At 64.5% G+C, this 20,481-nt stretch carries 16 protein-coding genes; 8 read left to right on the top strand and 8 right to left on the bottom strand.

Annotated features, from left to right (window positions below):
- The first annotated feature begins 92 nt into the window (after positions 1 to 92).
- Both DFS21_RS21080 and queD read left to right on the top strand, forming a co-directional pair.
- Positions 93 to 1,172: a patatin-like phospholipase family protein gene (locus tag DFS21_RS21080; RefSeq protein ID WP_111533032.1), complete on the top strand. Its 1,080-nt coding sequence runs from the start codon at positions 93 to 95 to the stop codon at positions 1,170 to 1,172.
- Positions 1,173 to 1,225: 53 nt separating this feature from the next.
- A complete protein-coding gene (gene queD, locus DFS21_RS21075) occupies positions 1,226 to 1,582 on the top strand; it encodes a 6-carboxytetrahydropterin synthase QueD (RefSeq protein WP_023630589.1) in 357 nt (118 codons plus the stop codon).
- A gap of 45 nt (positions 1,583 to 1,627) precedes the next feature.
- Here the strand turns inward: queD and DFS21_RS21070 are convergent, their stop codons facing one another.
- A complete protein-coding gene (locus DFS21_RS21070; protein ID WP_110700908.1) occupies positions 1,628 to 2,110 on the bottom strand; it encodes a DUF1289 domain-containing protein in 483 nt (160 codons plus the stop codon).
- Positions 2,111 to 2,517: 407 nt separating this feature from the next.
- Between DFS21_RS21070 and acnB the strand changes: the two genes are divergently transcribed.
- Positions 2,518 to 5,127: a bifunctional aconitate hydratase 2/2-methylisocitrate dehydratase gene (gene acnB / locus DFS21_RS21065; RefSeq protein ID WP_110700910.1), complete on the top strand. Its 2,610-nt coding sequence runs from the start codon at positions 2,518 to 2,520 to the stop codon at positions 5,125 to 5,127.
- A gap of 130 nt (positions 5,128 to 5,257) precedes the next feature.
- Here the strand turns inward: acnB and prpD are convergent, their stop codons facing one another.
- The 6 genes from prpD to DFS21_RS21035 form a co-directional block, all read right to left on the bottom strand.
- Positions 5,258 to 6,742: a 2-methylcitrate dehydratase gene (prpD, locus tag DFS21_RS21060; RefSeq protein ID WP_111533031.1), complete on the bottom strand. Its 1,485-nt coding sequence runs from the start codon at positions 6,740 to 6,742 to the stop codon at positions 5,258 to 5,260.
- A 68-nt stretch (positions 6,743 to 6,810) separates the two neighbouring features.
- Positions 6,811 to 8,001: a 2-methylaconitate cis-trans isomerase PrpF gene (gene prpF, locus DFS21_RS21055; RefSeq protein ID WP_111533030.1), complete on the bottom strand. Its 1,191-nt coding sequence runs from the start codon at positions 7,999 to 8,001 to the stop codon at positions 6,811 to 6,813.
- A 108-nt stretch (positions 8,002 to 8,109) separates the two neighbouring features.
- Positions 8,110 to 10,698 (bottom strand): Fe/S-dependent 2-methylisocitrate dehydratase AcnD, encoded by a 2,589-nt coding sequence (gene acnD, locus DFS21_RS21050; protein WP_110700916.1) that lies wholly within the window; start codon positions 10,696 to 10,698, stop codon positions 8,110 to 8,112.
- A 153-nt stretch (positions 10,699 to 10,851) separates the two neighbouring features.
- Positions 10,852 to 11,979, bottom strand: a complete 1,128-nt coding sequence (gene prpC / locus DFS21_RS21045; protein WP_110700918.1) for a 2-methylcitrate synthase — start codon at positions 11,977 to 11,979, stop codon at positions 10,852 to 10,854.
- A 114-nt stretch (positions 11,980 to 12,093) separates the two neighbouring features.
- Entirely contained in the window at positions 12,094 to 12,984 is an 891-nt protein-coding gene (gene prpB / locus DFS21_RS21040; protein ID WP_038706441.1) for a methylisocitrate lyase, read from the bottom strand.
- On the bottom strand, positions 12,981 to 13,697 hold the full coding sequence (locus DFS21_RS21035) for a GntR family transcriptional regulator (protein WP_102683264.1): 717 nt from the start codon (positions 13,695 to 13,697) through the stop codon (positions 12,981 to 12,983). The genes prpB and DFS21_RS21035 overlap by 4 nt, the downstream gene beginning before the upstream one ends.
- A gap of 285 nt (positions 13,698 to 13,982) precedes the next feature.
- Between DFS21_RS21035 and DFS21_RS21030 the strand changes: the two genes are divergently transcribed.
- The 5 genes from DFS21_RS21030 to DFS21_RS21010 all read left to right on the top strand — a co-directional run bounded on the left by DFS21_RS21030 (position 13,983) and on the right by DFS21_RS21010 (position 19,413).
- Positions 13,983 to 14,519, top strand: a complete 537-nt coding sequence (locus DFS21_RS21030; protein ID WP_110700920.1) for an ATP-dependent zinc protease — start codon at positions 13,983 to 13,985, stop codon at positions 14,517 to 14,519.
- 5 nt (positions 14,520 to 14,524) lie between these two features.
- Positions 14,525 to 16,060 (top strand): inactive transglutaminase family protein, encoded by a 1,536-nt coding sequence (locus tag DFS21_RS21025; protein ID WP_046854910.1) that lies wholly within the window; start codon positions 14,525 to 14,527, stop codon positions 16,058 to 16,060.
- A complete protein-coding gene (locus tag DFS21_RS21020; protein WP_102683261.1) occupies positions 16,060 to 17,040 on the top strand; it encodes an alpha-L-glutamate ligase-like protein in 981 nt (326 codons plus the stop codon). The genes DFS21_RS21025 and DFS21_RS21020 overlap by 1 nt, the downstream gene beginning before the upstream one ends.
- A gap of 181 nt (positions 17,041 to 17,221) precedes the next feature.
- The gene (gene pabB, locus DFS21_RS21015) at positions 17,222 to 18,565 is read left to right on the top strand and encodes an aminodeoxychorismate synthase component I (protein ID WP_111533029.1); all 1,344 of its coding nucleotides are present in this window, start codon (positions 17,222 to 17,224) and stop codon (positions 18,563 to 18,565) included.
- Positions 18,566 to 18,678: 113 nt separating this feature from the next.
- Positions 18,679 to 19,413, top strand: coding sequence for a phosphoadenylyl-sulfate reductase (locus DFS21_RS21010; protein ID WP_110700924.1), 735 nt, complete (start codon positions 18,679 to 18,681; stop codon positions 19,411 to 19,413).
- 37 nt (positions 19,414 to 19,450) lie between these two features.
- Here DFS21_RS21010 and cysB read toward each other — a convergent pair whose 3' ends face one another.
- A complete protein-coding gene (gene cysB, locus DFS21_RS21005) occupies positions 19,451 to 20,425 on the bottom strand; it encodes an HTH-type transcriptional regulator CysB (protein ID WP_011533140.1) in 975 nt (324 codons plus the stop codon).
- Positions 20,426 to 20,481: the final 56 nt, after the last annotated feature.

Raw genomic sequence — 20,481 nt, 5'->3', positions numbered from 1 at the left:
GCGGCCTTGTCGCGGCCACGTGGGGCGGTGATGGCATCGCCGCCTCGCGATAAAGCCCTATACTGCCCACCTGCCCTGCCCGAGACCCCGCCATGAGCGCCATCCACATCAAGTACCCCGCCCTGACCTTCAAGGCCGGCCAGCGCGCCTTGCGGCAGATTCGCGAGCGCGGCCTGCTGGCCGCCGATGTCGGCGTGCTGCCGGGCGCCGCCGGTGGCCCCAAGCCCTTGGGAATCCAGGGCCTGGACCTGGCGCTGTTCGGTGAATGGCTGCCGACGGCACCACGGCAACGGGCATTGATCGGCGCCTCGATCGGCTCCTGGCGTTTCGCCAGTGCCTGCCTCGACGACCCGGTGGCCGGCATCCGCCGCCTGGGCGAGCTGTATACCGAGCAGGATTTCGCCAAGGGCGTGACCCCCAGGGAAATCAGCCAGAGCTGCCAACGCATGCTCGACGACCTGCTGCAGGGCCGCGATGGGCAGATCCTCGCCAACCCGCACTATCGCCTGAACATCCTGGTGGTGAAGAGCCACGGCCAGCTCGCCCACGACCACCGTGGCCGCCTGGGCGTGGGTCTGGGCTCGGTGATCGCCAGCAACCTGCTGGGCCGCTCGCGCCTGGCCCGGCACTTCGAGCGGGTGATCCTGCACGATGAACGTGCCGCGCCACCGCTGGAGGCGCTCACCGACTTCCCTTCGCGCAGCCTGCCGCTGGACCTGGCCAACCTGCGCCACGCCCCGCTCGCCTCGGGTTCGATCCCGATGGTCATGGAGGGTGTACGCGACATTCCCGGCGCGGGTGCCGGCACCTACCGCGACGGCGGCTTGCTCGACTACCATCTGGACCTGCCCTACCGCGGCGACGACCTGGTGCTCTACCCGCACTTCACCGACAAGGTGGTGCCCGGCTGGTTCGACAAGGCCCTGCCCTGGCGCAAGGGCGATGCCACGCGCCTGCAGAACGTACTGCTGATGACCCCGTCGCCGCAGTACCTGGCCACCCTGCCCTACGGCAAGCTGCCGGATCGCAACGACTTCAAGCGTTTCATGGGCGATGCGCCGAGCCGCAAGCGTTACTGGTACAAGGCCATCGCCGAAAGCCGGCGCCTGGGCGACGAACTGCTGGAGCTGATCGCCACCGGGCGGTTGCAGGATCAGTTGCAAGCCTTGTAGCGGGCATGCTGGTAGACTGCGCGCATCGTTGATTCACACAGAGTTATGCCAGCGTGGAAATCTTTAAGGAATTTACCTTCGAATCGGCTCACCGCCTGCCCAACGTCCCGGCCGGGCACAAGTGCGGCCGCCTGCATGGCCATTCGTTCAAGGTCGCCCTGCACCTGACCGGCCCGCTCGATCCGCACACCGGCTGGATCCGCGACTTCTCCGAGATCAAGGCGATCTTCAAGCCGATCTACGAACAACTGGACCATAACTACCTGAACGATATTCCCGGCCTGGAAAACCCCACCAGCGAAGTGATCGCCAAGTGGATCTGGGATCAGGTCAAGCCGCTGCTGCCGGAACTGTCGAAGGTGCGCATTCACGAGACCTGCACCAGCGGGTGCGAGTACACCGGCGACTGATCGAATGCCCTGTCGCGGATAAATCCGCGACAGGGCCGCAAGACCTCAGCCCTGCTGCCCGCTCTCCAAGGCATCACGCAGAAAGCTCGGGGCGATATAGCGCTGGTAATGCGCCTCGGAAAGCAAAAAGAATTCCCGATCGATGGCGTCGCGCAGCTGTGGCAGCTCCCAGTCGCGGAACTCCGGCAGCAAGGCCATCCCGTAGGCCTCCAGGTCGCGAATCATCCGCGCCCCGCGGGCGATCAGCTGGTAGGCCCAGCAATATTCCGACTGCTGTGCCACATAGCGGATCGAACGCTGTTCGAGCTGCTCGCGCAAGCGCGCTTTGTCGAACACTTCCAGCTTGGCCATCATCACCTGCACCAGCAGTTGCTCCAGGCGCAGCCACACGGCGCGCTTCTGCTCGTCGTCGTAGCCGTTCCAGTGGATCACTTCGTGGTGGAAGCGCTTGCAGCCGCGGCACACCAGGTCTCCATACACGGTGGAGCAGAGGCCGACGCAAGGCGTCTTGATGGATTGGTTGGACATGTAAAAACAACGGCTTGGCGGTGGAACACGGCCCCATGTTAGCCCTTTGTCTAACCAGGGTCACCCGTTAAAGTCTTCTTCGCCGCCTTACTTTCGGCTAATTTTTGCCGTAGAATCACTCCGCCTTTTCAAGGCAACCATGTCCGTTGGAAGCTGTTTTCAAAGCGTCACGAGCACAGTTCATCCGGTAGAACGGCGTTGGCCCTGTCCATGCGAACGCATGGCCACGGCCAACCCCTCATCAGCCTCCCGTTCTACAGGCGTAAAACTTTGAAAACAGCTTCTGTAAGGATTCTCTGCGACCCTGGCTTGCCGGCTCAAAAAGCCGTCTTAAGCGCATGGGTGCAGGAGAATGCTGGATGAGCGTCCCGGACTCCCTTTAGGGACCACTGATGAGGGTAATAACTGTGCTTGAAGCCTACCGCAAACATATCGAAGAGCGTGCCGCTCTGGGTATCGTGCCCCAGCCGCTGAACGCCGAACAAACTGCAGGCCTGGTCGAGCTGCTGAAAAACCCGCCGGCCGGCGAAGAAGCCTTCCTCGTAGACCTGATCACCAACCGCGTTCCGCCAGGAGTCGACGAAGCCGCCTACGTCAAGGCCGCTTTCCTCTCCGCTGTCGCCAAGGGTGAAGCCAAGTCGCCACTGATCGACCGCAAGCACGCCACCGAGCTGCTGGGTACCATGCAGGGCGGCTACAACATCGAAACGCTGGTCGCGCTGCTGGACGACGCCGAACTGGGCGCCGTCGCGGCCGAACAGCTCAAGCACACCCTGCTGATGTTCGATGCCTTCCACGACGTGGCCGAAAAAGCCAAGGCGGGCAATGCCCACGCCAAGGCCGTGCTGGAATCCTGGGCTGCCGGCGAGTGGTTCACCTCGCGCCCGGCGATCGCCGACAAGTACACCCTGACCGTGTTCAAGGTGCCTGGCGAAACCAACACCGACGACCTGTCCCCTGCCCCGGACGCCTGGTCGCGCCCAGACATCCCGCTGCATGCCCTGGCCATGCTGAAAATGGCCCGCGACGGCATCGAGCCTTCGCAGCCTGGTTCGGTCGGCCCGCTGGCGCAGATCGAAGCGGTCAAGGCCAAGGGCTTCCCGGTCGCCTACGTCGGTGACGTGGTCGGTACCGGTTCCTCGCGTAAATCGGCCACCAACTCGGTGCTGTGGTTCTTCGGCGACGACATCCCGTACGTGCCGAACAAGCGCGCCGGTGGCTTCTGCTTCGGCACCAAGATCGCTCCGATCTTCTACAACACCATGGAAGACGCCGGCGCCCTGCCGATCGAATTCGACTGCACCAACCTGGGCATGGGCGACGTCATCGACGTTTACCCTTACAAAGGTGAAGTACGCCGTCACGGCAGCGACGAACTGGTCACCAACTTCGAGCTGAAAACCGAAGTGCTGCTGGACGAAGTCCGCGCTGGTGGTCGTATCCCGCTGATCGTCGGCCGTGGCCTGACCGAGAAAGCGCGTGCCGAGCTGGGCCTGGCCCCATCGGACCTGTTCAAGAAGCCTGAGCAACCTGCTGCTTCGACCAAAGGCTTCACCCTGGCGCAGAAGATGGTCGGCCGCGCCTGCGGTCTGCCGGAAGGCCAGGGCGTGCGCCCAGGTGCCTACTGCGAGCCGAAGATGACCACCGTCGGCTCCCAGGACACCACTGGCCCGATGACCCGCGACGAGCTGAAAGACCTGGCGTGCCTGGGCTTCTCCGCCGACCTAGTAATGCAGTCGTTCTGCCACACTGCGGCCTATCCGAAGCCGATCGACGTCACCACCCACCACACCCTGCCAGACTTCATCCGCACCCGTGGCGGCGTGTCGCTGCGCCCGGGCGACGGCATCATCCACAGCTGGCTGAACCGCATGCTGATGCCTGACACCGTCGGCACCGGTGGCGACTCGCACACCCGCTTCCCGATCGGCATCTCGTTCCCGGCAGGCTCGGGCCTGGTGGCCTTCGCCGCTGCCACCGGCGTCATGCCGCTGGACATGCCGGAGTCGATCCTGGTGCGCTTCAAGGGCAAGCTGCAGCCTGGCATCACCCTGCGTGACCTGGTCCATGCCATCCCTTACTACGCCATCCAGAAAGGCCTGCTGACCGTCGAGAAGAAAGGCAAGAAGAACGCCTTCTCCGGCCGCATCCTGGAGATCGAAGGCCTCAACGACCTGACCGTCGAGCAAGCCTTCGAGCTGTCCGACGCCTCGGCCGAACGCTCCGCCGCCGGTTGCACCATCAAGCTGCCGGAGAAGGCCATCGCCGAGTACCTGCAGTCCAACATCACCCTGCTGCGCTGGATGATCGGCGAAGGCTACGGCGATGCCCGTACCCTGGAGCGCCGCGCCCAGGCCATGGAAGCCTGGCTGGCCAAGCCTGAGCTGCTGTCGGCCGACGCCGATGCCGAATACGCCGAAATCATCGAAATCGACCTGGCCGACGTCAAGGAGCCTGTGCTCTGCGCGCCGAACGACCCGGACGACGCCCGCCTGCTGTCCTCGGTACAGGGCGAGAAGATCGACGAAGTGTTCATCGGTTCGTGCATGACCAACATTGGTCACTTCCGCGCCGCCGGCAAGCTGCTGGACAAGGTCAAGGGCGGTATCCCGACCCGTCTGTGGCTGGCCCCGCCAACCAAGATGGACGCTCACCAGCTGACCGAAGAAGGCTACTACGGCATCTACGGCAAGGCTGGCGCGCGCATGGAAATGCCAGGCTGCTCGCTGTGCATGGGTAACCAGGCACGTGTGCAGACCGGTTCGACCGTGGTCTCCACCTCGACCCGCAACTTCCCGAACCGCCTGGGCGACGCCACCAACGTGTACCTGGCCTCGGCCGAGCTGGCTGCTGTCGCTTCGATCATCGGCAAGCTGCCGACCGTCGAGGAATATATGCAGTACGCCAAGGACATCGACAGCATGGCTGCCGACGTCTACCGCTACCTGAGCTTCGACCAGATCGCCGAGTTCCGCGAAGCCGCGGCCAACGCCAAGATCCCGGTGGTTCAGGCGTAAGCAGCTGCAAGTGGTAAGTTACAAGCTGTAAGAAGAAGCCCCGGTAGCGATACCGGGGCTTCTTCGTTGGTGCCGCCGCCCTCATCGCGGGGCAAGTCGGGTCGCCGCGATGAGGACGACACAGCGAACATCACATCACGAACAGATCGACAAACCTGTGCACGGGCATGGCCTCCAGCCTCGCCTGGTCCTTGCACAACGCAACGATCTCCTCACAGCGCTGGCGCACGAAGCGCGTCGCCAGGTTCTCCCTGAACTTCGCCTCCAGCAAAGGCATCCCCTCCTCCCGCCGGCGTCGATGCCCGATCGGGTACTCCACCACCACCTGCGGCGTGTGACTGCCATCCTTGAAGAACACCTGCACGCCATTGGCAATGGAACGCTTGTCGGCCTCCAGGTACTCGCGGCTGAAGCGCGGTTCCTCGACGATCACCATCTTCTCGCGCAGGCGGTCGATGCTCGGGTGCGCGGCATGGAAGGCATCTTCGTAATGCTCGGCCACCAGGTCACCGAATATCAACGGCACCGCCGTCATGTATTGCAGGCAGTGGTCGCGGTCCGCGGCATTGGCCAGCGGCCCTTCCTTGGAAATGATGCGAATCGCCGATTCGTGGGTGGTGATGACGATGCGGTCTATCTCGTGCAGGCGGTTGCGCACCTGCGGGTGCAGGATCACCGCAGCTTCGCAGGCCGTCTGGGCATGAAATTCGGCGGGGAAGCTGATCTTGAACAGCACGTTTTCCATCACATAGCTGCCCAGCGGCTGCGGCAGGCGCAGTTCCCGCTGCGCCTCGGGCTTGAGTGCCAGGTCCTTGTTGGTGTGGCTGAACGACACGTCGTAGAACCCCCACTGCCTGGCGGTCAGCGCACCGGGCACACCCATCTCGCCGCGCAGCGCGATATCGGCCAGGCGCACGCCACGACTGGAGGCATCCCCCGCCGCCCACGACTTGCGCGAGCCGGCGTTGGGCGCATGACGGTAGGTGCGCAGGGCCTGGCCATCGACGAAGGCGTGAGAGAGTGCCGAAAGCAATTGTTCGCGGCTGGCGCCCATGAGCTTGGCACACACTGCTGTCGAGGCGACCTTGACCAACAGCACATGGTCCAGGCCAACCCGGTTGAAGGAGTTTTCCAGCGCCAGCACGCCCTGGATCTCGTGGGCCATGACCATGGCATCGAGCACCTCGCGCATGGCCAGGGCCGCCTCGCCATTGGCCACGCGCTTTTGCGACAGGTGATCGGTGACCGCCAGGATGCCACCAAGGTTGTCCGAAGGATGGCCCCACTCCGCCGCCAGCCAGGTGTCGTTGTAGTCCAGCCAGCGGACGATGCAGCCGATGTCCCAGGCCGCCTTGACCGGGTCGAGGCGGTAGCTGGTGCCTGGCACGCGGGCGCCATGGGGGACGATCGTGCCTTCGACCAACGGGCCAAGATGCTTGGTACATTCGGGAAAACGCAGGGCCAGCAGGCCGCAGCCCAGGGTGTCCATCAGGCAGTGGCGGGCGGTGTTCAGCGCCTCGGAGGACTTGACGCGGTAGCCGAGCACATAGTCGGCGAGGGTCTGCAGGACCTGGTCGTAGTCGGGACGGGTGTTGAGGTCTACGTTTGCGCTCATTCGTGGCTCCTTGATAACAGGGGCCGCAAAGCGGCCCCGCTCAACGAATGCCGAGCACTACTGATGCCTTAGAAACTATCACCGGGCACGCGCACCCAGCCCTCCATCAGCACCCGAGCGCTTCGGCTCATGATTGCCTTGGTCACGGTCCATTGCCCGTCCACCTGACGCGCCTCGGCCCCGACCCGCAGTGTCCCGGACGGATGGCCGAAACGCACGGCACTTCGTTCTCCGCCACCGGCAGCCAGGTTGACCAGCGTCCCGGGAATCGCCGCGGCGGTACCGATGGCCACCGCTGCGGTGCCCATCATCGCGTGGTGCAGCTTGCCCATCGACAGCGCACGCACCAGCAAGTCGATCTCTTCGGCAGGCACGGCTTTGCCACTGGAGGCAGTGTAGGTGCTCGGCGCCGCGACGAAGGCCACTTTCGGCGTGTGCTGGCGCCCGGCGGCCTGATCGATATGTTCGATCAGCCCCATGCGCACGGCGCCATGGGCACGGATGGTCTCGAAACGCTGCAACGCGGCGGCATCGCCGTTGATGGCGTCCTGCAACTCGCTGCCGGTATAACCGATATCGGCGGCATTGACGAAGATGGTCGGGATACCGGCATTGATCAAGGTCGCCTTGAAGGTACCGACGCCCGGGACCTCGAGGTCGTCGACCAGGTTGCCGGTGGGGAACATCGCCCCGCCCCCGCCCTCCTCGTCGGCGGCCGGGTCAAGGAACTCAAGCTGCACCTCGGCGGCCGGGAAGGTCACGCCGTCGAGCTCGAAATCGCCGGTTTCCTGCACCTCGCCTTCGGTGACCGGCACATGGGCGATGATGGTCTTGCCAATGTTGGCCTGCCAGATCCGCACGGTAGCGATGCCATTGCGTGGAATGCGGCTTGCATCGACCAGCCCGCCGCTGACGGCGAACGAGCCGACCGCGGCGGACAGGTTGCCGCAGTTGCCGCTCCAGTCGACGAAGGCCTTGTCGATCGAGACCTGGCCGAACAGGTAGTCGACGTCGTGTTCGGGCTTGAGGCTTTTCGACAGGATCACCGTCTTGCTGGTGCTGGAGGTGGCGCCACCCATGCCGTCGATCTGCTTGCCATACGGGTCGGGGCTGCCGATCACCCGCAGCAGCAGGGCGTCGCGGGCCGGGCCTGGGACCTGCGCGCGCTCGGGCAAGTCTTGCAGGCGGAAGAACACGCCTTTGCTGGTACCGCCACGGATGTAGGTGGCGGGGATTTTTACCTGTGGTGCATGTGCCATGGTTGTTGTTCCTTTTCCGTCCGTGGGAGCGGGCTTGCCCCGCGATGGCGATGTCTTGGCCATCGCGGGGCAAGCCCGCTCCCACGGACCGCTATGCATTCATCTGCGTTATGCCGTGCCTTCCAGGAAGTCCTGGGCAAAGCGCTGCAACACCCCACCCGCCTCATAGATCGATACCTCTTCGGCGGTATCCAGGCGGCAGGTCACCGGCACCTCGACGCGCTCGCCGTTGCGCCGCGTGACCACCAGGGTCAGCGTCGCGCGCGGCTTGCGCTCGCCCAGCACGTCGTAGGTTTCGCTGCCGTCCAGGCCCAAGGTCTTGCGGTCGGTACCCGCCTTGAACTCCAGCGGCAGCACGCCCATGCCCACCAGGTTGGTACGGTGGATGCGCTCGAAGCCCTCGGCGACAATCGCCTCGACGCCCGCCAGACGCACGCCCTTGGCCGCCCAGTCACGGGACGAACCCTGGCCGTAGTCGGCACCAGCAACGATAATCAGCGGCTGCTTGCGCTGCATATAGGTCTCGATGGCCTCCCACATGCGGGTCACCTTGCCTTCCGGCTCGATGCGCGCCAGCGAACCCTGCTTCACGCTGCCGTCGTCGTTGCGCACCATCTCGTTGTACAGCTTGGGGTTGGCGAAGGTGGCGCGCTGCGCGGTCAGGTGGTCGCCACGGTGGGTGGCGTAGGAGTTGAAGTCTTCCTCCGGCAGGCCCATCTTCGCCAGGTATTCACCGGCGGCGCTATCCAGCAGGATGGCGTTGGACGGCGACAGGTGGTCGGTGGTGATGTTGTCCGGCAGCACCGCCAGCGGGCGCATGCCGCGCAGGGTACGCTCACCGGCCAGGGCGCCTTCCCAGTACGGCGGGCGGCGGATGTAGGTGCTCATCGGTCGCCAGTCGTACAGCGGCGCGACCTTCGGCCCCTTGTCTTCCTCGATGGCGAACATCGGGATGTACACCTGGCGGAACTGCTCGGGTTTGACCGAGGCGCGCACCACGGCGTCGATTTCCTCGTCGCTCGGCCAGATGTCCTTGAGGCGGATTTCCTTGCCGTCGACCACGCCCAGCACGTCCTTCTCGATGTCGAAACGGATGGTACCGGCGATGGCGTAGGCCACCACCAGCGGCGGCGACGCGAGGAACGCCTGCTTGGCGTAGGGATGGATACGCCCGTCGAAGTTGCGGTTGCCCGACAGCACGGCGGTGGCGTACAGGTCGCGATCGATGATCTCCTGCTGGATCAACGGGTCCAGCGCGCCGGACATGCCGTTGCAGGTGGTGCAGGCGAAGGCGACGATGCCGAAGCCCAGTTGCTCCAGCTCCTGCTCCAGGCCGGCTTCCTTCAGGTACAGCTGCACCGCCTTGGAGCCCGGCGCGAGCGACGACTTGACCCACGGTTTGCGCACCAGGCCAAGCTTGTTGGCGTTGCGTGCGATAAGGCCAGCGGCGATCACGTTGCGCGGGTTGCTGGTGTTGGTGCAGCTGGTGATGGCGGCAATGATCACCGCGCCATCCGGCATCTGCCCCGGCACCTCTTGCCATTGTCCAGCAATGCCCTTGGCTGCCAGGTCGCTGGTGGCCACGCGGGCATGCGGGTTGGACGGGCCTGCCATGTTACGCACCACGCTCGACAGGTCGAAGCTCAGGGTGCGCTCATACTCGGCCTTGGCCAGGCTGTCGGCCCACAGGCCGGCGACCTTGGCGTAGGTTTCCACCAACTGCACCTGCTGGTCATCGCGGCCGGTCAGCTTGAGGTAGTCGATGGTCTGCTGGTCGATGGCGAACATCGCCGCGGTGGCGCCGTACTCCGGGGCCATGTTGGAGATGGTGGCACGGTCGCCCAGGGTCAGCGCGCTGGCGCCAGCACCGTGGAATTCGAGGTAGGCGCCGACCACCTTCTGCTTGCGCAGGAACTCGGTCAAGGCCAGTACCAGGTCGGTAGCGGTGATGTTCGGCGCCAAACGCCCGGTCAGCTCGACGCCGACGATCTCCGGCAGGCGCATCCACGAGGCGCGGCCGAGCATGACGTTTTCGGCCTCCAGGCCACCGACACCGATGGCGATCACGCCCAGGGCGTCGACATGCGGGGTATGGCTGTCGGTGCCGACGCAGGTGTCCGGGTAGGCCACGCCGCGGTCGTTGTGGATCACCGGCGACATCTTCTCCAGGTTGATCTGGTGCATGATGCCGTTGCCCGGCTGGATCACATCGACGTTCTTGAACGCCTGCTTGGTCCAGTTGATGAAGTGGAAACGGTCCTCATTGCGGCGGTCTTCGATGGCGCGGTTCTTGTCGAACGCCTGCGGGTCGAAGCCGCCGCATTCCACGGCAAGCGAATGGTCGACGATCAGTTGCACCGGCACCACCGGATTGACCGCGGCCGGGTCGCCGCCTTTGTCGGCGATGGCGTCACGCAGCCCGGCGAGGTCGACCAGGGCGGTCTGGCCAAGGATGTCGTGGCACACCACGCGGGCCGGGAACCAGGGGAAGTCGAGGTCGCGCTTGCGCTCGATCAGTTGCTCGAGCGATGCATCGAGGGTGGCCGGATCGCAGCGGCGCACCAGGTTTTCGGCCAGTACGCGGGAGGTATAAGGCAAGCCGTCGTAAGCGCCGGGCTTGATCGCCTCGACCGCGGCACGGGCGTCGAAGTAGTCCAGGGCGGTGCCTGGCAGGTTCTTGCGGAATGCGGTGTTCATATCGTTATCAGGCTCACGGTATTCGGTTTGCAGGTCAGGCCTTGGGGCGCTGCGCACCCCATCGCCGGCAAGCCGGCTCCCACAGCAACGCATGGACATTGGGAGCTGGCTCGCCGGCGAAAGGGCTGCATGGCAGCCCCAGCGGTCGTTGCCTCAGCGCTGCTCGATCGGCACGAACTGGCGCTGCTCGACGCCGGTGTACTCGGCACTCGGGCGGATGATGCGGTTGTTGGCGCGCTGCTCGAACACGTGCGCGGCCCAGCCGGTCAGGCGCGAGCAGACGAAGATCGGGGTGAACAGCTTGGTCGGGATGCCCATGAAGTGGTACGCCGAAGCATGGTAGAAGTCGGCATTGGGGAACAGGCGCTTCTGCTCCCACATGGTCTTGTCGATGGCTTCGGAGACCGGGTACAGAACCTTGTCGCCCACCTCGTCGGCCAACTGCTTCGCCCAGCCCTTGATCACTTCGTTGCGCGGGTCGGACTCTTTGTAGATGGCGTGGCCGAAGCCCATGATCTTGTCCTTGCGCTCGAGCATGCGCAGCAGCTCGGCAGTGGCTTCCTGCGGGCTCTGGAAGCGCTCGATCAGCTCCATGGCGGCTTCGTTGGCGCCACCGTGCAGCGGGCCGCGCAGCGAGCCGATGGCGGCGGTGACGCAGGAGTACAGGTCGGACAGGGTCGAGGCACAGACCCGGGCGGTGAAGGTCGAGGCGTTGAATTCGTGCTCGGCGTAGAGGATCAGCGAGACGTTCATCACCTTGACGTGCAGCTCGCTTGGCTTCTTGCCGTGCAGCAGGTGCAGGAAGTGGCCGCCGAGGGTGTCTTCGTCGCTGCTGCAGTCGATACGCACGCCGTGGTGGGTGTAGCGGTACCAGTAGCACATCACCGCCGGGAACAACGCCAGCAGGCGGTCGGTCTTGTCGCGCTGGGCGTCGAAGGTCAGCTCCGGCTCCAAGGTGCCGAGCACCGAGCAACCGGTACGCATCACGTCCATCGGGTGGGCATCGCGCGGAATGCGCTCGAGCACTTCCTTCAAGGCTTGCGGCAGGTCGCGCAGGCCCTTGAGCTTGTGCTTGTAATCGGCCAGCTCTGCCTTGCTCGGCAGCTCGCCGTAGAGCAGCAGGTAGGCCACTTCCTCGAACTCGGCGCCTGCGGCCAGGTCGCGCACGTCATAGCCGCGGTAGGTCAGGCCGGCGCCGGCCTGGCCGACGGTCGACAGCGCGGTCTGGCCGGCCACCTGGCCACGCAGGCCCGCGCCACTGAGTACTTTTGCTTCGGCCATGGTGTTTCTCCTTTCTTGAATTTGTTATCGAAGTCTTGCTGGCTAATCCTGGCGGGTTGTACCGGCCTGATGGCGGGGCAAGCCCGCTCTCACGAGGCCAGTACGGGCATTCGCTTACCCTTTCTTCTGCGCGAACAACGCATCGAGGCTCTGCTCGAAGGCGTGATAGCCGATGGCATCGTAGAGCTCCATGCGGGTCTGCATGGTGTCGATCACGTTCTTCTGCGTGCCGTCGCGGCGCAGCGCGGTGTAGACGTTCTCTGCCGCCTTGTTCATGGCGCGGAAGGCCGACAGCGGGTAGAGCACCAGCGACACGTCGACCGACGCCAATTCCTCGGTGGTGTACAGCGGCGTGGCGCCGAACTCGGTGATATTGGCCAGGATCGGCGCCTTCACCCGGTCAGCGAAGGTCTTGTACATGTGCAACTCGGTGATTGCCTCGGGGAAGATCATGTCGGCGCCGGCCTCGATGCAGGCGGCGGCGCGATCCAGCGCGGCGTTCAGGCCTTCCACCGCCAGGGCGTCGGTACGGGCCATGATCACGAAGCTGTCGTCGCTGCGTGCATCCACGGCCGCCTTGATGCGGTCGACCATCTCCTGCTGCGAGACGATCTCCTTGTTCGGGCGGTGACCGCAGCGCTTGGCGCCGACCTGGTCCTCGATATGGATGGCGGCGGCGCCGAACTTGCTCATCGACTTGACAGTGCGGGCGACGTTGAAGGCCGAAGCGCCAAAGCCGGTGTCGACATCCACCAGCAGCGGCAAGTCGCACACATCGGTGATGCGCCGCACGTCGGTGAGCACATCGTCCAGGCCACTGATGCCCAGGTCCGGCAGCCCCAGGGAGCCGGCGGCGACACCACCACCGGAGAGGTAGATGGCCTTGAAACCGGCGCGCTTGGCCAGCAGGGCGTGGTTGGCGTTGATGGTCCCGACCACCTGCAGCGGATGTTCGGCGGCGACCGCGTCACGGAAACGCTGGCCGGGCGTGCTCTTCACTGTCATGACTCACCTCGTGGGCTATTGTTGTCGGCACCCTGGTAGTGGCGCTCGATATTGCGTTTGGACGCGCCGATGTGGCGGCGCATCAGGAGTTCTGCAAGCTCACCGTCGCGGGCTTCGATGGCATCGAGGATACGGTGGTGCTCGGCGAAGGCCTGGCGCGGGCGGTTGGGCGTGGAGGAGAACTGGATGCGGTACATGCGCACCAGCTGGTACAGCTCGCCGCAGAGCATCTTGTACAAGGTCTGGTTGCCGCTGCCCTGGATGATCCGGTAGTGGAAGTCGTAGTCGCCTTCCTGCTGGTAATAGCCCTGCCCGGCCTGGAACGCGGCATCGCGCTCATGGGTATCGAGCACATGGCGCAGCTCGTCGATGGCGGCCTGGCTCATGCGCTCGGCGGCCAGGCGGCAGGCCATGCCTTCGAGCGATTCGCGGATTTCGTACAGCTCGATCAGCTCGGCGTGGCTTAGCGACACCACCCGAGCGCCGACATGGGGCACGCGCACCAGCAGGCGTTGGCCTTCGAGGCGGTGAATGGCTTCGCGCAGCGGGCCACGGCTGATGCCGTAGGTACGCGCAAGCTCAGGCTCGGAAATCTTGCTGCCGGGGGCGATCTCGCCCTTGACGATGGCGGCCTGGATACGCCGGAAGACATGCTCCGAGAGGGTCTCGGTCTCGTCCTGCGGCAGTGCCACGGCCTGGGATGCATCCAGCATGATTGTCGACACCTTGCAAATCAATGACGGCAAAACTAGCTAAACAGAGAGCCACAGTCAAAGACAAAAAGAACATTGTCGACAATCGTCTAATAACGAACTAACCAAGCCTAGCCGCGGTCAGATCGCGGGCGCGCTGGCGTCAAGGCACCGGCGTGATAGAATGCCGCGCTCCTTCGGGAGCATGGATAGTGTGTCTGTCATCCTTTCATGCCCATGACAGATCAATGAGGACGCTTGGCCAGTCGCCTTGCCCTGAACTTTGCACAGCACCGCGCCAGGATTATGAGACTCAAACCCGCTTCATTGCTGCTCTGCCTGACCCTGCTGCCGGCACTCGCGCCCGCGGCCGAAAAGACCGTGTACGGTCTCAATGAATACGCCCGCCTGGGCGACCTTGACCTGGAAGTGGCAGCCAAGCTCGACACCGGCGCCAAGACCGCCTCGCTCAGCGCCCGCGACATCAAGCGCTTCAAGCGCAACGGCGAGAGCTGGGTGCGCTTCTACCTGGCCATCGACGCCGCGCACCAGCACCCCATCGAACGCCCTCTGGCCCGCGTCAGCAAGATCAAGCGCCGCGCCGGGGACTATGACGCCGATTCGGGCAAGGCCTACACTGCCCGCCCGGTCATCGAACTCGACATCTGCATGGGCCAGACGCGACGCACCATCGAGGTCAACCTCACCGACCGCAGCGCCTTCCAGTTCCCGCTGCTGATCGGCTCCGAGGCCCTCAAGCACTTCGGTGCGCTGGTCGACCCAAGCCTTAAATACGCGGCCGGCAAACCTGCCTGTGCCACCGAAGCTACCAAAGCAGAGTAATCCCGATGCGCTCTCTTACCCTCCACCTGAAAGTCCTGATCACCGTCCTGGTGGTGCTGGGCATCGCGATCACGGCCTACCAGATCTTCGCCCTCGGCATCCCGGTGACCGAGGACGAGACCGATGACCTGTGGAACATCGACGCCAAGGTCGAGTTCGTTGCCAGCGCCAAGGACCCGGTCAAGGTGCAGATGTTCGTGCCCCCGCTGAACCGTGACTACGTGAGCCTCAACGAGAGCTTCATCTCCAACAACTACGGGGTCAGCGTCAACCGCGCCGACGGCAACCGCAAGGTGACCTGGTCGGCCCGTCGCGCCAGCGGCAACCAGACCCTCTACTACCGCCTGGTGCTGACCAAGCGCTACAGCACCGAGAAGGCCAAGATCAAGGGCCCGACCTTCCGCGACAGCCTGGCCGTCGAAGGCCCGGAGAAGATTGCCGCCGAAGCGCTGATGGCACCGATTCGCCAGCATTCGGCTGACGTCGAGACCTTCGTCAGCGAGACCATCAAGCGGGTCAACAACGCCAACGACGACAACGCCAAGCTGCTGCTGGCCGGCGACAACTCGCCGCTGAAGAAAGCCCAGGTCATCGACCTGCTGCTGTCCATCGCCCACGTTCCGCTGGAGAAGGTCCACACCATCCGCCTGGTGGCCGACACCCCGCAGAGCCCTGAGCTATGGCTGCGCAGCTTCAACGGCAACGACTGGCTGTACTTCAACCCGGAGACCGGCGAACAGGGCCTGCCCAGCGACCGCCTGCTGTGGTGGACCGGCGATGACAACCTGATCACCGTCGATGGCGGCAAGAAGGCCACCGTCACCTTCAGCATGAACAACAGCGAGATGAACGCCATCCGCCTGGCCAAGCTGACCGACGAAAACACCGACGCCGACTTCCTCGAGTACTCGCTGTACGGCCTGCCGCTACAGACCCAGCAGACCTTCATGATCATGGTGATGATCCCGATCGGTGTACTGGTGATCCTGGTGCTGCGCAACCTGATCGGCATCCAGACCCTGGGCACCTTCACCCCGGTACTGATCGCCCTGGCCTTCCGCGAGACGCAACTGGGCTTCGGCATCATCCTGTTCACGGTGATCACCGCCCTGGGCCTGTCGCTGCGCTCGTACCTGGAACACCTCAAGCTGCAGATGCTGCCGCGCCTGTCGGTGGTGCTGACCTTCGTCGTGGTGCTGATCGCCGCCATCAGCCTGTTCAGCCACAAGCTTGGCCTGGAGCGCGGGCTGTCGGTAGCGCTGTTCCCGATGGTGATCCTGACCATGACCATCGAACGCCTGTCGATCACCTGGGAAGAGCGTGGCGGCGGCCATGCCATGAAAGTGGCCGTCGGCACCCTGTTCGCCGCCTCCATCGCGCACCTGCTGATGACCGTGCCGGAAGCCGTGTACTTCGTCTTCACCTTCCCGGCGGTGCTGCTGATCCTGGTGGGCTTCATGCTGGCGATGGGTCGCTACCGCGGCTACCGCCTGACCGAGCTCGTGCGCTTCAAGGCATTCCTGAAGAAGGCTGACGCCTGATGTTCGGCCTGATCAAGACCTGGAAAGCCCTGGAGGCCCGGGGCATCATGGGTATCAACCGGCGCAACGCGGACTACGTGTTGAAGTACAACAAGCGCCACCTGTACCCGATCGTCGACGACAAGATCATCACCAAGGAGCGCGCCTTGGCGGCCGGGATCCATGTCCCGGAGATGTACGGCATCATCGAGACCGAGAAGCAGATCGAGAAGCTCGACGAGATCATCGGCGGGCGCAGCGACTTCGTCATCAAGCCGGCCCAGGGCGCCGGCGGTGACGGCATCCTGGTGATCGCCGACCGCTTCGAGGACCGCTACCGCACGGTCTCGGGCAAGATCATCAGCCATGAGGAGATCGAGCACCAGATCTCCAGCATCCTTACCGGCCTGTATTCGCTGGGCGGGCACCGCGACCGGGCGCTGATCGAGTACCGGGTCACTCCGGACCAGATCTTCAAGAGCATCAGCTACGAGGGGGTGCCCGACATCCGCATCATCGTGCTGATGGGCTATCCGGTGATGGCCATGCTGCGCCTGCCGACCCGCCAGTCCGGCGGCAAGGCCAACCTGCACCAGGGCGCCATCGGCGTCGGTGTGGACCTGGCCACCGGCCTGACACTGCGCGGCACCTGGCTGAACAAGATCATCAGCAAGCACCCCGACACCACCAACGCAGTGGACGGCGTGCAACTGCCGAACTGGGACGGTTTCATGAAGCTTGCGGCCAGCTGCTACGAGCTGTGCGGCCTGGGCTATATAGGCGTGGACATGGTGCTGGACCAGGACAAGGGCCCGCTGATCCTCGAACTCAACGCCCGCCCCGGCCTGAACATCCAGATCGCCAACGACTGCGGGCTCACGCAACGCACCCACGCCATCGAGGCGCACCTGGAGATGCTGGCCAAGGAAGGTCGCAGCGAGGATGCCGAGCAGCGCGTGAAGGTCTCGCAAGGCCTGTTCGGGCACGTTCATCCAGGCTGAAACCTCGTAGGAGCGGGCTTGCCCCGCGATTGGCATAAAGGCAGCCTGCGCTATCGCGGGGCAAGCCCGCTCCCACGACCCCTGTCTTTGCGCAACATCTAAATGTCGCTGCCAGCGCTAGGCGCATCCCCCCCACAGGTCTACAATCGCCCTCCTCGCTTTTTCATCGCCGTCCACTCTGATGCCGACCTGTACGCTACACCCCCTGCCCTACCAGCCCGACCCCGCCTTCTACTTCGAACGCCTGCGCCGCGCGCCCGGCGCGATCCTGCTCGACAGCGCCCGTCCGGGGGCCGAACGCGGTCGCTACGATCTGCTCAGCGCCTGGCCCCTGCAACAGCTGCAGGCACGCAGCGATGAAGACGGCCAGGCTTACCTGCAACGCCTGCGCCAGGGACTGGCGGACCTTGGGGAAGCGCAACTGCCCGAGGGCATCGAGCTGCCCTTCGCCGGCGGCCTGATCGGCTACCTGAGCTACGACTTTGGCCGGCGCCTGGAGCAATTGCCGACATACGCGGTCGACGACCTCGGCCTGTCCGACGCCCGGCTGGGGCTGTATGCCTGGGCACTGGTGTCCGACCATCGGCTGTGCAGCAGCCAGCTGGTGTTCCACCCGCGCCTGCCCGAGGACGAACGGCAACGGCTCATCGCGTTGTTCGAGGCCAGCCCCCCGGGCGATAGCGGTGACTTCCACCTGCTAGCGCCCATGACCGGCGACCTTCGCCCCGAGCAGTACCGGGCGGCGTTCGACCAGGTGCAGCGCTACATCCAGGCCGGTGACTGCTACCAGATCAACCTCACCCAGCGCTTCCGCGCCCCCTGCCAGGGCGACCCATGGCGCGCCTACCAAGCCCTGCGCGCCGCCTGCCCGACGCCTTTCTCCGGCTACCAGCAGCTGGATGAAGGCACGGCGCTGCTGAGCTTCTCGCCCGAGCGTTTCATCCGTGTCAGCCAGGGCGAGGTCGAGACCCGCCCGATCAAGGGCACCCGCCCACGCGCCGCCGATCCGGCCGAGGACGCCCGCAATGCCGCCGAGCTGTTGGCCAGCCCCAAGGACCGCTCGGAAAACCTGATGATCGTCGACCTGCTGCGCAACGATATCGGCCGTACCTGCCAGACCGGCTCGGTGAAGGTACCGGAGCTGTTCAGCCTGGAGAGCTACCCCAACGTCCATCACCTGGTCAGCAGCGTGGTCGGCCAGCTGGCCGCCGGCAAGGACGCCCTGGACCTGATCGCCGGCAGCTTCCCCGGCGGCTCGATCACCGGCGCCCCGAAGATCCGCGCCATGCAGATCATCGACGAGCTGGAGCCGACGCGCCGGGCGCTGTACTGCGGCTCTCTGCTGTACCTCGACGTGCGCGGCGAGATGGACAGCTCGATCGCCATCCGCAGCCTGCTGGTCAAGGACGGCCAGGTCAGTTGCTGGGGCGGCGGCGCGGTGGTAGCCGATTCGGATTGGCAGGCCGAATACGAAGAGTCGATCGCCAAGGTGCGCGTGCTGATGGAAACGCTGCAAGCCTTGTAAAACTCCGCGGGAGCGAACCTGCCCCGCGTTCGCCAGGCGTCTGCCCCGCCATTTTTTGTTACCATCTGAACACTACGAGCGCACAGCGCCACTCACCCGATGGAAACCGCCTGATGAGCCAACCCTTCGACGTCGCCGCCCTGGCCGCGACCTACGCCAGCAAGTCCCCGCAGGAGATCCTCAAGCTCGCCTTCGAACACTTCGGCGACGACCTGTGGATCTCCTTCAGTGGCGCCGAGGATGTGGTGCTGGTGGACATGGCCTGGAAACTGAACAAGCAGGTCAAGGTGTTCAGCCTCGATACCGGTCGTCTGCACCCGGAAACCTACCGTTTCATCGACCAGGTGCGCGAGCAGTACAACCTGCCGATCGAAATACTCAGCCCGGACCGCGCCAAGCTCGACCCGTTCGTCAAGGAAAAGGGCCTGTTCAGCTTCTACAAGGACGGCCACGGCGAGTGCTGCGGCATCCGCAAGATCGAACCGCTGCGCCGCAAGCTGGCCACCGTCAGCGCCTGGGCCACCGGCCAGCGTCGCGACCAGAGCCCCGGCACCCGCAGCCAGGTAGCGGCTCTGGAGATCGACAGCGCCTTCTCAACTCCCGAACGCCCCCTGTACAAGTTCAACCCATTGGCGCAGATGACCAGCGAGGAAGTCTGGGGCTACATCCGCATGCTCGAACTACCCTACAACAGCCTGCACGAGCGTGGCTTCATCAGCATTGGTTGCGAGCCGTGCACCCGGCCGGTGCTGCCGAACCAGCATGAGCGCGAGGGACGTTGGTGGTGGGAGGAGTCGACCCAGAAGGAATGCGGGTTGCACGCGGGCAACCTGATCAGCAAGGCATAAACGACTGGGGCCGCAAAGCGGCCCCAGTTATTTCAGGTCAGTGCACCGGCAGCTCGACACCCTCGAACAGCTCTTCGAGTTCCTGCTTGTTATGGCACTGGATCGCCTTGGCCATCACCTCACGGGTCAGGTGCGGCGCGAACTTCTCGATGAAGTCGCACATGAAGCCACGCAGGAAGGTGCCGCGACGGAAGCCGATCTTGGTGATGCTGGCCTCGAACAACTCGCTGGCATCCAGGCACACCAAGTCGCTGTCTAGCTTCGGGTCCACCGCCATCTTGGCGACAATACCCACGCCCAGGCCCAGCCGTACATAAGTCTTGATCACGTCGGCGTCGGCCGCGGTGAACACCACCTTCGGCGTCAGGCCACGGTGGTTGAACGCCTCGTCGAGCTTGGAACGGCCAGTGAAGCCGAATACATAGGTGACGATCGGGTACTCGGCCACCGCCTCCAGGGTCAGCTTCGGCAGCTTGGTCAGCGGGTGCCCCTGAGGCACTACCACGCAACGGTTCCACTTGTAGCACGGCATCATGATCAGGTCGCCGAACAGCTCCAGCGCCTCGGTGGCGATGGCGAAATCGACGGTGCCGTCAGCTGCCATCTCGGCGATCTGCATGGGCGAGCCCTGATGCATGTGCAGGGCGACTTCCGGGTATTGCTTGATGAAATTGCTGATCACCGGCGGCAGCGCATAGCGCGCCTGGGTGTGGGTGGTGGCGATCGACAGGGTGCCCTTTTTCTCGTTGGAGAATTCCTGGGCGATCTGCTTGATGCTCTCGACCTTGCGCAGGATCTCACCGGCAGTATTGATGATGCGCTCGCCCGCCGGGGTTACGCGGGTCAGGTGCTTGCCACTGCGGGCGAAGACTTCGACGCCCAGCTCGTCCTCGAGCAGGCGGATCTGCTTGCTGATCCCGGGCTGGGAGGTGTACAGGCTCTGCGCCGTCGCGGAAACGTTGAGGTCATGGTGCGCCACTTCCCAGATGTAGCGCAGTTGCTGAAGCTTCATAGATATCCCTCAAAGGCGGTAGGTCACCGGCGCGCCGGCAGCGACGAGTTATAACT

The organism is Pseudomonas sp. 2848 (genome assembly GCF_003253945.1).
In the GTDB taxonomy this organism is placed as follows: Bacteria; Pseudomonadota; Gammaproteobacteria; order Pseudomonadales; family Pseudomonadaceae; genus Aquipseudomonas.
This window is presented reverse-complemented; position numbering and strand designations above follow the sequence as displayed.